Origin of the sequence: Methylococcus sp. ANG, from assembly GCF_040730495.1 — a bacterium.
GTDB lineage: Bacteria > Pseudomonadota > Gammaproteobacteria > Methylococcales > Methylococcaceae > Methylococcus.
The window spans coordinates 3,957,459-3,972,938 of the sequence record NZ_CP160399.1 but is presented as its reverse complement, the minus strand read 5'-3'; the positions used below and the strand labels follow the sequence as shown (position 1 = coordinate 3,972,938).

At 66.0% G+C, this 15,480-nt stretch carries 9 protein-coding genes and 1 pseudogene; 8 read left to right on the top strand and 2 right to left on the bottom strand.

Annotated elements, in window-relative coordinates:
- Nucleotides 1–67 precede the first annotated feature (67 nt).
- The 5 genes and pseudogenes from fdnG to ABZN20_RS19340 all read left to right on the top strand — a co-directional run.
- Nucleotides 68–3,118, top strand: a pseudogene (fdnG, locus tag ABZN20_RS19360) (formate dehydrogenase-N subunit alpha); the annotation flags it as partial.
- Between the two features lie 146 nt (nucleotides 3,119–3,264).
- Nucleotides 3,265–4,137, top strand: a complete 873-nt coding sequence (gene fdxH, locus ABZN20_RS19355; protein WP_367026316.1) for a formate dehydrogenase subunit beta — start codon at nucleotides 3,265–3,267, stop codon at nucleotides 4,135–4,137.
- Nucleotides 4,134–4,769, top strand: a complete 636-nt coding sequence (locus ABZN20_RS19350; protein ID WP_218806003.1) for a formate dehydrogenase subunit gamma — start codon at nucleotides 4,134–4,136, stop codon at nucleotides 4,767–4,769. The genes fdxH and ABZN20_RS19350 overlap by 4 nt, the downstream gene beginning before the upstream one ends.
- Before the next feature lie 64 nt (nucleotides 4,770–4,833).
- Entirely contained in the window at nucleotides 4,834–5,145 is a 312-nt protein-coding gene (locus tag ABZN20_RS19345; RefSeq protein WP_367026315.1) for a pyrimidine/purine nucleoside phosphorylase, read from the top strand.
- A 266-nt stretch (nucleotides 5,146–5,411) separates the two neighbouring features.
- Entirely contained in the window at nucleotides 5,412–5,597 is a 186-nt protein-coding gene (locus ABZN20_RS19340) for a hypothetical protein (protein WP_218806001.1), read from the top strand.
- 260 nt (nucleotides 5,598–5,857) lie between these two features.
- Here ABZN20_RS19340 and ABZN20_RS19335 read toward each other — a convergent pair whose 3' ends face one another.
- Entirely contained in the window at nucleotides 5,858–7,588 is a 1,731-nt protein-coding gene (locus tag ABZN20_RS19335) for a sigma-54-dependent Fis family transcriptional regulator (protein ID WP_367026314.1), read from the bottom strand.
- Nucleotides 7,589–8,024: 436 nt separating this feature from the next.
- Here ABZN20_RS19335 and ABZN20_RS19330 point away from each other — a divergent pair, with 436 nt between their 5' ends.
- The 3 genes from ABZN20_RS19330 to ABZN20_RS19320 all read left to right on the top strand — a co-directional run bounded on the left by ABZN20_RS19330 (nucleotide 8,025) and on the right by ABZN20_RS19320 (nucleotide 13,758).
- On the top strand, nucleotides 8,025–11,558 hold the full coding sequence (locus ABZN20_RS19330) for a response regulator (protein WP_367026313.1): 3,534 nt from the start codon (nucleotides 8,025–8,027) through the stop codon (nucleotides 11,556–11,558).
- A 65-nt stretch (nucleotides 11,559–11,623) separates the two neighbouring features.
- The gene (locus tag ABZN20_RS19325; RefSeq protein ID WP_367026312.1) at nucleotides 11,624–12,043 is read left to right on the top strand and encodes an HDOD domain-containing protein; all 420 of its coding nucleotides are present in this window, start codon (nucleotides 11,624–11,626) and stop codon (nucleotides 12,041–12,043) included.
- A 155-nt stretch (nucleotides 12,044–12,198) separates the two neighbouring features.
- Nucleotides 12,199–13,758 carry a GGDEF domain-containing response regulator gene (locus ABZN20_RS19320; protein WP_367026311.1) on the top strand — a complete coding sequence of 520 codons (1,560 nt, stop codon included), beginning with the start codon at nucleotides 12,199–12,201 and terminating at the stop codon, nucleotides 13,756–13,758.
- Between the two features lie 31 nt (nucleotides 13,759–13,789).
- Here the strand turns inward: ABZN20_RS19320 and ABZN20_RS19315 are convergent, their stop codons facing one another.
- Nucleotides 13,790–15,469 (bottom strand): Hsp60 family chaperonin, encoded by a 1,680-nt coding sequence (locus ABZN20_RS19315; RefSeq protein WP_367026310.1) that lies wholly within the window; start codon nucleotides 15,467–15,469, stop codon nucleotides 13,790–13,792.
- Nucleotides 15,470–15,480: the final 11 nt, after the last annotated feature.

The window sequence follows — 15,480 nt, the reverse complement described above, 5'->3', positions numbered from 1 at the left end:
CCGAAGGCTTACAATCGCCGCACGATAACCTTGCTCCGTTGTCAGACTTTTTCCGCAGGAGGACGTCATGCAAGTCACCCGGCGCCAGTTCTTCAGACTGAGTGCCGCAACGCTCGGGGGTTCCTCGCTGGCCGTCATGGGGTTTTCGCCCCGGGAGACGCTGGCGGAAGTGCGCACGTTCAAGCTGGCGCGCACGACGGAAACCCGCAATACCTGCCCGTATTGCTCGGTAGCCTGCGGCCTCATCCTATACAGCCTCGGTGACGGCGCCAAGAACGCCAAGGCCGAGATCATCCACATCGAGGGCGACCCGGACCATCCGGTCAGCCGCGGCAGCCTCTGCCCCAAGGGCGCCGGCCTGCTCGACTTCGTCCACAGCCCGACCCGAACCAGGTTCCCCGAGTACCGCGCGCCGGGCGCCAAGGCGTGGACCCGCGTCAGTTGGGACTTCGCGCTGGAGCGCATCGCGAAACTGGTCAAGGAAGACCGCGACCGGCACTTCGTGGCCAAGAACGGCCAGGGGCAGACGGTCAACCGCTGGCCGACGGTCGGCTTCCTGGCGGCTTCCGCTTCGTCCAACGAAGCCGGTTACCTCACCCACAAGGTTCTCCGCAGCTTAGGAGTGGTCGCACTCGACAACCAGGCACGGGTCTGACACGCACCGACGGTGGCAAGTCTTGCTCCGACATTCGGTCGCGGCGCCATGACCAATACCTGGATGGACATCAAGAATGCGAACGTCATTCTGGTGATGGGCGGCAATGCCGCCGAGGCACATCCGGTCGGCTTCAAATGGGTGGTGGAAGCCAAGGCGCACAACAAGGCCAGGCTGATCGTGGTCGATCCGCGCTTCAACCGCACGGCTTCGGTGGCGGACTTGTACGCGCCGATCCGGGTGGGCACCGACATCGCCTTCCTGAGCGGCGTGATCCGCTACCTGTTCGAGCACGATGCGATCCAGCACGAGTACGTGAAGGCATACACCAACGCCACCTTCATCGTGCGTGAGGATTTCGGCTTCGACGACGGCCTGTTCTCCGGCTACGACGAGAGCGCCCGCAAGTACGACAAGGCGAGCTGGCAATACGAGCTGGACGGCCAGGGCTATGCCCGGGTCGACGAGACCCTGCAGCATCCCCGCTGCGTGCTGAACCTGCTGAAGCAGCACGTCTCCCGCTACACCGTGGACATGGTCTGCGACATCACGGGCACACCCAGGGACCTGTACCTGAAGGTGTGCGAGGCGATCGCCTCCACCGCGGTCCCGACCCGCACACTGACCAGCCTGTACGCCCTGGGCTGGACCCAGCACAGCATCGGCGCCCAGAACATCCGGACGCTGGCGATCCTGCAACTGCTGCTGGGCAACATCGGGATGCCGGGGGGCGGCGTCAATGCCCTGCGCGGCCATTCCAACATCCAGGGCCTGACCGACCTGGGGCTGCTGTCCGACCAGCTGCCGGGCTATATGACGCTCGCCCATGACGAGGAGACGACCCGCGCCGCCTATCTGGAAAAGCACACGCCCAAGCCCCTGCGGCCGGGACAGGTCAACTATTGGTCGAACTATCCCAAGTTCCACACCAGCCTCATGAAGGCCTGGTACGGCGAGGCGGCGACGGCGGACAACGACTTCTGCTTCGACTGGCTGCCGAAGCTCGATCAGGTTTACGACGGCCTGCGGGTGTTCGACCAGATGGAACAGGGCAAACTGACCGGCTATTTCTGCCAGGGCTTCAATCCGCTGGCCTCCTTCCCCAACAAGGCGAAGATCACCTCCGCACTGTCCAAGCTGAAGTTCCTGGTGGTGATGGACCCGCTGGCGACGGAGACTTCGGAGTTCTGGCAGGACCACGGCGAATACCACGAGGTGAAGCCGGAGGCCATCCAGACCGAGGTGTTCCGCCTGCCCACCACCTGCTTCGCCGAGGAGGACGGTTCACTGGTCAACAGTTCGCGCTGGCTGCAATGGCATTGGAAAGGCGCCGAGCCGCCGGGGGAATGCCGGACCGACATCGACATCATGGCCGAGCTGTTCGTCAAGGTTCGCGACCTGTACCGGCAGGAAGGCGGCGCCTTCCCCGATCCGATCCTGAGCCTGCACTGGCCTTACCGGATTCCGGAAGCGCCGGGACCGGACGAACTGGCGAAGGAGTTCAACGGCCAGGCCCTGGCCGATCTTACCGATCCCAAGGATCCGGCCAAGGTGCTGGTCAAGGCGGGGCAGCAGCTCTCGAGCTTCGCCCAACTCCACGACGACGGCAGCACCGCCAGCGGCACCTGGATCTTCTGCGGCGCCTGGACCGAGGCCGGCAACCAGATGGCCCGGCGCGACACCTCCGACCCCACCGGGCTCGGCATCGCGCCCAACTGGGCCTGGGCCTGGCCGCTGAACCGGCGGATCCTGTACAACCGCGCCTCCTGCGATCCCGCCGGCAAGCCCTGGGACGAGAAGCGCAAGCTGATCGAATGGGACGGCAGCAAGTGGAGCGGGCTGGACGTGCCGGACTTCAAGGCCGATGCCGGCCCCGACAGCGGCGTGTCGCCCTTCATCATGACCGACGAAGGGGTGGCCCGGCTGTTCGCGCGGCACCTGATGGCCGAAGGCCCCTTCCCCGAGCATTACGAGCCGTTCGAAACGCCGCTGGCGGCCAATCCCCTGCACAGCAGGGTGGTCAGCAACCCGGCGGCGCGTGTGTTCGCCAACGACCGGGCCATGCTCGGCGGCCGTGAGGAATTCCCTTACGTCGCCACCACCTACCGCCTCACCGAGCACTTCCACTTCTGGACCAAGCACGCACGGATCAACGCCTCGCTCCAGCCGGAACAGTTCGTGGAAATCGGCGAGGCGCTGGCGGCGGAACTCGGCATCGCCAACGGCGAGACGGTGGTCGTGCGCTCCAGGCGCGGCCGCATCAGGGCCGTGGCCTTGGTGACCCGGCGCATCGAGGCGCTGAAGGTCGCGGGCCAGACCGTGCACCAGATCGGCATCCCGATCCACTGGGGCTTCACCGGCGCAACCCGCAAGGGCTACATCGCCAACACCCTGACGCCGTTCCTGGGCGATGCCAATACCCAGACGCCCGAGTTCAAGGCCTTCCTGGTCAATGTGGAAAAGGACCTGTCCGAACTCATGCCGCACACCCACAAACCGGGCGAGGGGCACGAGGAACGCAAGCGGCCTGGCGGAAACGGAACTGCGGGTGCGACAGAGAAGTCATCCTGGCTGGCGCGCGTCCTCAAAGGCCGGACGGAGGTTTAACCATGGCACTGCAATCCCTGGACATCGTCCGGCGCTCCGCCACCACCACGCCCAGCCCCCAGCAGCGGCAGACGACGGAGGTGGCCAAGCTCATCGACGTCACCAAGTGCATCGGCTGCAAGGCCTGCCAGTCGGCGTGCCAGGAGTGGAACGATCTGCGCGAGGAGGTCGGCATCAACGAGGGCTCTTACCAGAATCCGCACGACCTGACCGCCAACAGCTGGACCCTGATGCGCTTCGCCGAGACCGAGGAAAACGGCACCCTCGAATGGCTGATCCGCAAGGACGGCTGCATGCACTGCGCCGACCCCGGCTGCCTCAAGGCCTGCCCCTCGCCGGGCGCCATCATCCAGTACAGCAACGGCATCGTCGATTTCCACGAGGAGAACTGCATCGGCTGCGGCTACTGCATCGCCGGCTGCCCCTTCGACATCCCCCGCCTGTCCAACAAGGACAGCAAGGTCTACAAGTGCACCCTGTGCTCGGACCGCGTGGCGGTGGGGCTGGAGCCGGCCTGCATCAAGGCCTGCCCGACCCAGGCGCTGGTGTTCGGCAGCAAGGAGGACATGATCGAGCACGCCAACGAGCGTATCGCCGACCTCAAGGAGCGCGGCTTCGGGAACGCCGGGCTCTACGACCCGGCCGGCGTGGGCGGCACCCATGTCATGTACGTGCTGCATCACGCCGACAAGCCGCAGCTCTACAACGACCTGCCGAAAGACCCGGCCATTTCCCCCACGGTCGGCCTGTGGAAAGGGATTTTCAAGCCCCTGGCCACGGCCGCCCTGGCCTTCACCGCGCTGGCCGGTTTTTTCCACTATGTCACGGTCGGCCCCAACGAGACCGAGGAAGACGAAGAGGAGGAAAAGGCATGAACACCGACCGCAATCCGCCGCCCGTCGAGCGGTACAGCCCGGCGGAACGCTTCAACCACTGGGTCACCGCCCTCACCTTCCTGCTGCTGAGCTTCTCCGGCCTGGCGCTGTTCCACCCTTCCATGTTCTGGTTCACCCAGTTCTTCGGCGGGCCCACCTGGACCCGCATCCTGCATCCTTACATCGGCATCGTGCTGTTCATCTCGTTCTCGGGCCTGGCGCTCAAATTCTGGCATCACAACCTGCTGACCCGGAACGACATCGTCTGGCTCAGCCGGATCGCCGACGTGGTGAGGAATCGCGAAGACCGGCTGCCGGAGGTGGACCGCTACAACGCCGGCCAGAAGATGCTGTTCTGGACCATGATCGCCACCATTCCGGCCCTGCTCCTCACCGGCATCGCGATCTGGCGGCCCTGGTTCGCTCCCTATTTCGGCATCGACGTCGTCCGCCTGGCGCTGCTGCTCCACGCGGTCTGCGCTTTCGTCATGATCGCCGGCATCATCGTCCACATCTACGCCGCCTTGTGGATCAAGGGCACCATCGGCGCGATGGTCCGCGGCACCGTGAGCCGGGCCTGGGCGCGCAAGCATCATCCGGGCTGGTACCGGCGGGTGATCGGCGGGGAGTAGGTACTGCCGTACGCCGCCGCCCGGTCTATAATGCCCGGCCTTTTTGCAGACCAGGACTTCACTCATGAGCCAGTTCGACAACGTCAGCGTCGTCAAGCAAGCCAATGTCTATTTCGACGGCAAATGCGTCAGCCACACCGTGCTGCTCCCGGATGGCAGCCGCAAAACCTTAGGGGTGATCCTGCCCTCCGCTCTGCACTTCGAAACCGGCGCCCCGGAGATCATGGAGATCGTCGCCGGCGGCTGCCGCGTGCAACTCGCCGGCCAGACGGAGTGGCAAAACTATCAGGCTGGCGATTCGTTCAGCGTTCCGGGAAACAGCAGCTTCCGGATCGAGGTGAGCGATACGCTCCATTACGTGTGCCATTTCGGATGAGGCCTCGGCAGCGCAAGGGGAACGTGAAGAGCGGGATGAGACAGAACTCCCCCTACCTGCGCAAGCTGATCGAGATCGCCCTCGGCATTGCCGCGCTGGAACTCCTGTTTTACCTGTTCCGGATCGGGGCCGCGGTTTACGCGCCGTAAACCCCACGGCGTCAGATCCTTGTCCGGCACCGGTGATATCATCGCGGCGGAACCGGATGCGCGGCGCCGCCCGGAGCGCGCAACGGCTATTGGCAACCTGATTTGAGGAATGAATCCATGAAATTCTTGTTCAAGCATCCACTGGTAGTTTTCGGTCTGGGCATCGCCGCCGGCTATCTCGTGCACAAGTACCGGCGGGAAATCCTCGCGACCACCGCGGGGTTCACGGAAAAAGGTAGAGAATTCGTGCTGGGTTCCCAGCAACACGACGTCGCCGGCAGCTGTGAGGAGTGCGAAGACTAACGATCATCCCCGGCCCTTCTCCCAGCGGGAGAAGGGAGTAAAGGTGCTGCGACTTTCACGTTAAAGAAAGAGGCGGCCGACCGGGGAATGGAGAGGGCCTTCTACGCATGGACCCCGGACGACCACTGCGAATGACTCAAGCAAATCCCGGTCCATAGAGCAAAAACGGACTGAGCGGGGCGCCGGCGGTTTTGCTGGCAGCGGAATCGCGTGAGCTCGCGATGGCACTGCGGGATTTCACGCACACCACACGCCCCCCGTCAGGCCAACCCGTAACGGGACACCTTCTTGTACAGCGTCGAGCGCGCGATGCCGAGAACACGGGCGGCTTGGCTCATGTTGCCGCGGCATCTGCAGATGGCCGCGGCGATGCTTTCCGATTCCACTTTCGACAGGCAGAGTCCGTCGGCGAAGCGGGAAGCTTCCCATCCCTCCGGGCCGGACGAGGCGCCGCCCTGCCCCGCCTCTTCGAGAAAATCCGCCGGCAGATCGTCCACCGTCAACACGCCACCGGAACAGGCGAACAGGGCATTCCTGATCACGTTGCGCAGTTCCCGCAAGTTTCCCGGCCAGGGGTGGCGCTCGAACAATGCCATGACTTCTTCGCTCAAACGAATCCGCCGGCCTCCCGCCGCCGCGGCTTCCTGTTCGAAAACCGCCTGCACGATCCGGGACCGGTCGGGCCGCTGCCGCAGCGGCGGCAGGTGCAGACGTGCCCCATTGAGCCGGTAATACAGATCGCGCCGGAAACGCCCCTGGCGGATCGCTTCCTGCAAGTCGACGTTGGTCGCCGCCACGACCTGGACGTCGACACGCAAGGGCTTGGCGCCACCGACCGGCACGAACTCGCCGGTCTCCAGCACGCGCAGCAGCGTCGCCTGGAGATCGAAGCTCATGTCGCCGATTTCGTCGAGGAACAGCACGCCGCCATCGGCCAGGAGAAATTTTCCCGGCTTTCCGCGGCTGCGGGCCCCGGTGAAACTGCCGGCCTCGTAGCCGAAAAGTTCGCTCTCGATGAGGTCCTTGGGAATCGAAGCGCAGTTGACGGCCACCAGCGGTCCTTTCCGCCGCGGCCCGAGGCGGTGGGCGAATCGAACCAGGTATTCCTTTCCCGTGCCCGATTCGCCGCTGACGAGAAGGGGAATCCCTCGCTCCTGCAACCGCAAGGCCTTGTCGAGGAGGCCCTCGACCGCCGCGTCGCTGATCAGGCTCTGTTCGCCGGGCGGAGTAGCCGGCGGCACTTCGAGCGTGTTTTCAGCCCTTCGGCATCGCTCGAGGCAAGGCCCGGCCGCCTGACCCTCCCGGTCCGATCGCGGTGCGGCCAGCCCGTCGCAAGCCATGCGCAGGAAGGCGAGCAACGCGCCCGCGGAGCCGCGCCGGTCGCTTATCAGGCCGACCAGGGCGGTCGTTTCGCCGGCCGCGTTCCGCAGCGGACAGCCGGCGGTCACGAGGGCGTGCAATCTCGCGCCATAGTGCTCCTTGCCTTCGAAGGCGATGGCCGTACCCAGCGCCGCCGCGCTGCCGATGCCGTTGTTGCCGAGCACTTCTTCCCGCCAGTCGGCACCGACCTTGAGCACTTCGCGGGCGACGGGCGCCATCCGCAGTCCGTCATCCAGCACCCGGAAAATCCGGCACCGGGCGTCCGCGACGACCAGGGCGGCCTGGGCGCCCTTCAGAAAATCGAAAACGCAGCGCACCCTTTCCCACACGGATGCAAGTTCCAAAGAAACGGACGGGCCGGGTTCGTCCGCGCCGTCCGCCTTGCGGGGCCAGTCGTCGGTGCCCGGCGGAAGCCGGTAATCCTCGAAGCAGCGGCACCATGCCTCCGCCACTTCCGGGCGGACCCAATCCAGGGCGGCCGGCAGAACCCCCGTCTGGCGCATCCATTCCCACGCCTGATCGGGCCGGTCCACGTACAAGCTGCTGAAACGGTTCCAATCGGGAAATTCGACGGGTCTGGAAACGGAAGACAGGTACTGTTCGCTCAACATCGGTGGCTATCTCCTTGGCATGAAGCTACGATCGACCATTCGTACGGCGGCCACCCTTCCAGGCGGAGCCGGCCATGCATAACCACATCTTGATTTCTTGTTTTGCCGGACCTTCCAAAGGCAAGTCTTGCCGGGTCCGAATGCCGCCCCTGTGCGGGACCGATTTCTGTCCATCGGCAACGGGGCGTGTGGGCGACACGGTAGCAACTCGGTCACGCGCCTTCAATGCGGCCGATTGTCGCAGAGAATCAGCGGCATGACCCAGCCTGACGCGGGCAGGACGCGCCGCCGGGCCGGCTTTTCCTACCGCGGAACCCTGTTGAAGCCGCAAACGATTTCACATTAGACTGCGCCGCAGTCCGAGCAAGGGTGGCCGCCGCCTCATCAACCGTTCGCGCCGCGGACCCCATCCCTGCCCACAACGCGTAAGGAAACCATGTCCGAAGATCTCACTTCCCCCCCTGCCATGCGGCAGCGCTTCCTGCGCTCCCTGGGCAGCATCTGCCTCATCGTCATCCTGACCGAAGTCGTCGTGATGGCGCTCTTGGAGGCGATCCGGCGCACCGGGCTGGAGCTGCCGCCGTGGCAGGAAAGCGCACTGGACGGGATGCTGCTTGCCGTTCTCAGCACCCCTTTGCTGTGGATCATGGCGCTGCGGCCCCTCGCGCGCCAGATCGCCATGGAAAGCCAGCGCAACAAGGAACTCTTGGAAGCGCTGGATGCGCATGCGCTGGTCAGCATCACCGACCTGCAGGGCAAGATACTGTACGCCAACGACAACTTCTGCGCGGTATCGCGCTACGGCCGCGACGAACTCGTGGGCCAGGACCACCGCATCGTCAATTCCGGCTACCACCGCAAGGCCTACATCCGCGACATGTGGCGCACCATCGCCCGTGGAAATATCTGGCAGGGCGAATTCTGCAACCGCCGCAAGGACGGAACCCGCTACTGGGTCGACAGCACCATCGTCCCGCTGATGGACAATACGGGCAAGCCACGCCAGTACATATCCATCCGCCGCGACGTCACGGCGCAAAAGGAAACCGAGGCCCAGCTCGCCCGCCTCAAGCAGGCGATGGACGCGAACAGCGAGATGATCCTGATCACCGACCACGCCGGCCGCATCATCTATGCGAATCCGGCGCTGTGCCGTTTCAGCGGAATGGCGGAACCGGAACTACTCGGCCAAAGCCCCAGTGTCCTGGACAGCCCGCTCGCCGATCCGCAGACCCTGGCCGCCATGCAGGCGGCGCTCCGGACCGGCCAACCCTGGTCCGGCCGGCTCCTGAACCGGCGTCGGACCGGACCCGACACCCGCGATGCCCAGGATTACTGGGCGGAGATCAGTACCACCCCGATCCATACCGAAGGCAACGGCCTGGTGGGCTATGTCCAGATCCAGCACGACGTGAGCGTCAAGGTCGAACGGGAACGCGCGCTCGCGATGGAGCAGGAGGACACCACCGCCCGCCTCCGCATCACCGAAACCCTGCAGCAAAGCGGCCCGCTGAGCGAACGGTGCCGGCGCGTGCTCGACATCCTGTTCGGGCTCGCTACTTTCGACCTGCAACGCAAGGGTGGGATATTCCTGAAGGCGGAGGACGAGGACCGCCTGAATCTGTTCGTCCTGGAAGGAAAATTCTGCGACGAATTCATCCGGCGCGAACAGACCATTCCCCTGGGCGCCTGCCTGTGCGGCCGAAGCGCGGTTTCCGGCGAAATCCTGGTATCCGACGACTGCTTCAAGGACGCCCGGCACGAACACCGCTTCGAGGGCATGGAAGCCCACGGCCATTACATCGTGCCCATCGCGTCCGGCGGCGACGTACTGGGCGTCATGTTTCTCTACACCGACCCCAACCCCGCTCGCAACGAGGCGCGGATGGCGATGCTCCGGCAGGTCGGCGAAATGCTGGCGCTGGCGATACTCGAGGACCGCGCCGAGGCCTCCCTGAAAGCCGCCCATGATGCCGCCGTGGAGGCCACCCAGGCCAAGAGCGCGTTCCTGGCCAACATGAGCCATGAGATCCGCACCCCGATGAACGGCGTGCTCGGCATGCTGGAGCTGCTGAAGGATACCGACATGTCCCGCGAGCAATGGGATCTGGTGGAAACCGCATCGAATTCCGCCGAATCCCTGCTCGAAATCATCAACTCGATTCTCGACTTCTCCAAGCTCGAAGCGGGGAAGGTCGAGATCGAGCGGACCGAATTCAACCTGCCCGACCTGGTCGAAGAGGTCTGCGCCCTGCTGGCCGGCCGCGCCCACGACAAAGGCTTGGAGCTGAACTGCTTCCTGCCCGCGGACATGCCCAGGATGTGGACCGGCGATCCGACGCGCATCCGCCAGGTGCTCACCAACCTGCTCGGCAACTCCGTCAAGTTCACCGAAAACGGCGAGGTTTCGGTCAAGGTGATGCAGGCGGACGCGGGCGAGGGGCGGACGAACCTGAGCTTCGAGATTCGGGACACCGGCATCGGCATCGCGCCGGAGGTTCAGGAGCGGCTGTTCCAGCCGTTCACCCAGGCCGACGGCTCCACCTCCCGCCGCTTCGGCGGCACCGGCCTCGGCCTGTCCATCTGCCGGAACCTGGTCGAACTCATGGGGGGAAACATCGGCCTGGAAAGCGCTCCCGGCCAAGGCAGCCGCTTCTGGTTCACGCTCCCCCTGGAACACATCGCCGGTGCGTCCGCACCGGCCCTGCCGGACTTCTCCCACCGGCGGGTGCTGGTGGTGGACGACAACGCCACCAACCGCGTCATCTTGACCCACTATCTGACCCACCGGGGCCTGGAGGTCGACGAAGCCGACCGGGGCGACACGGCCCTGGCCGAGCTGGAAGCCGCCCAGCGCGAATCGAGACCCTACGACCTCGTCTTGCTCGATCTCCACATGCCGCACATGGACGGCTACGGACTCGCCCGGGCCATGAATGCCGACCCGGGTCTCAAGGACATTCCGCGCCTGCTGCTGTCCTCCGGCGGCTTGGCCAGCGAAGCCGAGCTTCGGGCGCTCGGGATCGCACGCAGCCTGCTGAAACCGGTGCGGCAGTCGCTGCTGTTCAACGCCATCGCGGAAGTGCTCGCCACCAAGGCCAAGGAGAAGTCCCGGACACCCGACAAGTCGGAGGCCGTCCTGCCGGCTTATGAAGGCCGCAGGGTGCTGGTGGTGGAGGACAACCGGGTCAACCAGAAAGTGATCGTCGCCATGCTCGGCAAGTTCGGAATCGCTCCCGCCGTCGCCGACAACGGCCAGGCCGCGCTGGAGCTGCTGGCCCGCTCCCGCTACGACCTGGTTCTGATGGACTGCCAGATGCCGGTGCTGGGAGGCTACGAAGCCACGGAGGAACTGCGCGCAAGGGAGCTGTCCGCGGGGTCGGGACGCACGCCGGTCGTCGCGCTCACCGCCCATGCCGCGACGGGCGAGCGGGAAAAATGCCTGGCGGCCGGCATGGACGACTATCTCAGCAAACCGGTTTCCAGGGACCGCTTGGCCGAGGCGCTCGAGCGCTGGCTGGGCACTTCCGCGTCCATGGACTCCGGGGAAGCCGGGCAGGGACCCGCGGGCGACGATGGCGGGTCCGGCCCGGGCGGTCCTTCCTGGAGCAGGGAGGAAGCGCTGACGCGCCTGGACCACGACGAGGAACTCCTGGCGGAAATGATCGGTCTCTGCATCGAGGAAATCCCCAAGCACCTCGCCGCCTTGCGTGAAGCGGGAACGACTGCGGACAGGGCCGCGCTGGCCGATGCGGCGCATGCCATCAAAGGCATGGCGGGGCATTTCTGCGCCGGGGCGGTCCGGGAGCTGGCCGCACGGCTGGAAGACCGGGCCCGGACGGCGGGATCGGCCCCGGATCCGACGCTGATCCGTGCGCTGGAAACCGCCGCCGCCGGGTTGCTGGAGGATATGCGGAGCGGCTCCTCCCAGGGAGATCCGGCAAAGGGCGTTGACGATGAACCGCGATAAGCTCCCCAGCCCTGGCGCCGGAAGACCGGAAACCCTCGTTACGTCTCGACTCGGACCCGCGGACGATGCATAAGCCAACGCTGTGCGACTCGCTGCCCACCCCGTCCCGCACGGCCGCAGCGATCCTGAGCCTGGCTCAGCGCGAAGACGTCACGGCGGAAGCGCTGGCCCAGTTGATCCAGACCGACCCGGCGCTCACCGGGCGGATACTGCGCTTCGCCAACGCGCCCGCCCAGGGCACGCGCCGGCCCATCGCCAGCGTCATCGACGCCATGAACCTCCTGGGCCTCCCGGCCATCCGCCAGTTCGCACTGAGCCTCTCGCTCATCGACGCCCATCGCGAAGGCAGATGCCTGGAGCGTCGCCATTTTTTGCGAAACCCGACGGGACATCCCAGTCACCCTCGGGAGCAAAAAATTGGCGACGTCTTTGCCTTCGGCGGCCCGCGCCGTCCTGCGTCCGCCTCGGCTTCGTCCGTCTCTTAAGCGACGCACTCCGCCAAGGCTCCCACAATGACTCGACGCCGTGTCGGTTCCCTTATGTTTTGTCTCCGCCCGCGATGAAGCCGCGGACTCCGACAAAACATCCGGGCCTACGGCTTCGCGGGGGTCGTCGCACTCGCTCGCTTCGCTCGACTTCCTTGTGCTCCTTCGAGGCGTTCGACTATGCCGCCTACTGGCAAAAGTCCCTGGCCTGCGCCGTTGCGCTCCAGTCGATCACGGCCCAGGTGCCTACCGTAGCACCCAAGGAAGCTTTCACGCTGGGCCTCCTGGCCGACGTGGGCCGTCTCGCCCTGGCCACGGCCTGGCCGCAGGAATACGGCGAATGCCTGCGGCAGGCGGACGGCGAAAGGCTGATCGCCCTGGAACGGGAGCGCTTTGCCACCGATCACGACGACCTGAGCCGGATGCTGCTGACGGACTGGGGATTTCCGCAGGTTTTCATCGACGCGCTCGAACTGAGCCACCGGGACGAAATCCAGGACGACGGCCGCACCGGCCGTTTCGCCCGGCAGTTGGTCCTGGCGCGGCGGGTCGCGGATTACCGCCTCGCCGAAGAGCCGCGGCGGATGGCGTTGTCGCCGACACTGCAGGTGGAAGCGAGAAAATGCGGACTCGACGACGAGGATCTGGCACACCTGCTCGGCGGCCCGCAGGCGGAATGGCTCGACTGGACCCGGATGATCGGCATCGCCGACGACGATCAAACCGGCAGCGCGGAGCCTTCCGGCCAGATGCCGCAGGCGGACGAAAAGCTGCACGTGCTGCTCGCGGACGACGACCCCCTCATGCTGACCCGGCTGTCCCGCCAGCTCGAAGCGGACGGGCATCACGTCGCGTCACGGCGGGACGGCGAAGCGGCGCTCGAATACGCGCTCGAGCACGAACCGGAAATGGTGATCACGGATTGGCACATGAAGCCCATGAACGGGCTGGAGCTGTGCAAGGCACTGCGGGCGTCCGCGCTGGGCGGCAACGTCTACATCGTCATGCTCACGGCGAGCGAGAGCGAGGATGCGCTGGTCGAAGCCTTCGGCGCGGGCATCGACGATTACGTCATCAAACCGCCCAGCGTCAGAGTCCTCAAGGCCCGCATATGGGCCGGCCAGCGCATCATCACCCTGCACAAGAAGCTCGCGCGGGAACGCAAGGAAATCGAGCGCTACTCCTCGGAACTGGCCGCCGCGAACCGCCGCCTGGAACTCATGGCCCATACCGACCAGCTCACCGGCCTGCCCAACCGCCGCTACGCGATGGACAGACTGGAACAGGAATGGGCGGAGGCGCGGATGTTCGGCCGGCCGCTGAGCATCATGATGCTCGACCTCGACTGGTTCAAATCCATCAACGACACCCTCGGCCACGACGCCGGCGACCAGGCGCTCGTTCATGCCGCCCGCGTCATGCGGGAAACCGTGCGCACCAGCGACATCGTATGCCGGATGGGGGGCGAAGAATTCCTGATCATCACCCAGGACACGGGCGGAGCCGCCGCCATCCAGACCGCCGACCGCATCCGCAGCGCGATCGAGCGGCGCCAGCCCCTGGACCTCGAGCTGTCCCGCCCGCTGACGGCCAGCATCGGCGTGGCCGACTCCGCGTCCGCCACCAGCCTGAAGGACCTGCTGCTGAAGGCCGACAATGCCCTCTACCAGGCCAAGCAGAACGGTCGTAACGGCGTACGTTACGCTATGGCCTGATTTCCCGGAATTTGAGCTTTTCCCACCCCATTCAGACCCGCGGGTCCTCTCTGGTCGCGGCGGCCCAATTCGCGCTGAAGCCGGCAAAAGCCGCTTGATCGGGCACTTCCAGCACCACCGCTTCGGTGGTGAGAAAAGTGCCGGCGACCGATGCGGCTTTCTCCAGGGCCAGTCTGAGCACCTTGGCGGCGTCCCAGATTCCCTTGGCATGGAGGTCGCCGAAACTCCCGCTTTCCTGGTCGTAGCCCCAGCCGGGATTCGGGTGATCCATGACCTTGGCGACGACGGCCTCCCCCGACAGCCCCGAGTTTTCCCCGATGACCCGCAACGGCTCCGCCAGCGCCGAACGGACGATGCCGATGCCGCGCGCTTCGTCCGCGTCGCGCGCTCCGAGTTCCGCCAATGCGGGAAGGCTGCCGAGGAATCCGACCCCGCCGCCCGGCAGCACGCCCTCCTCCAGGGCGGAGACCACCGAGCGGTAGGCGTTTTCGATCCGCACCATCCGCTCCTTCATCTCCACGTCGGTCACGCCGCCCACGCGGTAAACCGCGGACTTGCCGCTCAGGCCGATGATGCGGGCCTCGAGTTCCTCGAGTTCGTGCAGGCGCCCGGTCGCCGAGCCCTGGCCGGGCTTGAGGGCCCGGTACTGTTCGGCCTCCAGGCGCAGACCTTCGAGGCGGGCGCGGGAGGCTTCGGTACCCGGCGTTCCGAGCAGCGCGGTTTCGTCGGCGCTGACCACCGCCCGGCGCACCCGCCCCAGATCGGCCAGCGTGACCCGGTCCAGCCGGTCGCCCTTGGCCTCCAGGATCGCGCGGCCACCGGTCAGCACGGCCAAGTCCAAGAGGCGGTTCGGCCGCTTGTCGCCGAACCCCGGAGCGGTGACGGCGACCGCCTTGAACACGCCGCGCACGTGATTGAGCAGAATGCCGGCGAGGGCTTTCTCGTGAACGCGGTCGGCGGCGATCAACAGACTGCCGCGGGCCTCGGTGACCTCCTCCAGCAGCGGCACCAGATCGATGAAATCGGTCACCTCCAGATCGGTCATCAGCAGGTACACGTCTTCGAGTTCGGCCAGCTCCCGGGTCCGGTCGGTCACGAAATAGGGCGACAGATAACCCTTCTCCCAGCGATAGCCGTCGACGACGTCGAGCACGTCCTCGCGCCGCTGCCCCAGCTCGACCGACACGGCGCCGTGGACGCCGACCGCCTCCAGCGCTTCCAGCAGCAGACGGCCCACCCCGGGCTCGTTCTTGGTCGCCACCGCGGCCACGCCCAGAATGAGCGACTCCTGCTCGCCGCGCCAGGCCCGGGCCCGGATGTCCTCGGTCACGCAGGCGACGGCACGGTCGATGCCGCGCTTGAGCGCGACGGGATCGGCCCCGGCGGCGAGGCTCTTGAACATCTCCTTGGCGATATGGCGGGCCAGCACGATGGCGGTCGTGGTGCCGTCGCCCGCTTCACGGGACATGGTGCCGGCGACGTCCCGCAGCAGCCGGGCGCCGAGATTGGCGACGCGGTCCTTGAGCACGATGGAATTCGCCACCGTGACGCCGTCCCGGGTCGAAACGGGGGGCAGGCCGTCGGCGCGGTGCTGGATCATGACGCTGGGGCCGGTGGCGCCCAGCGTCGGCATCGCCGCGCGGGCGAGAATCTCGATGCCCTGCATCATGCGCTGCCGCGCGTTCCCTTGGTAGACCACTTCCTTTGCCATGTTGAGTCGAC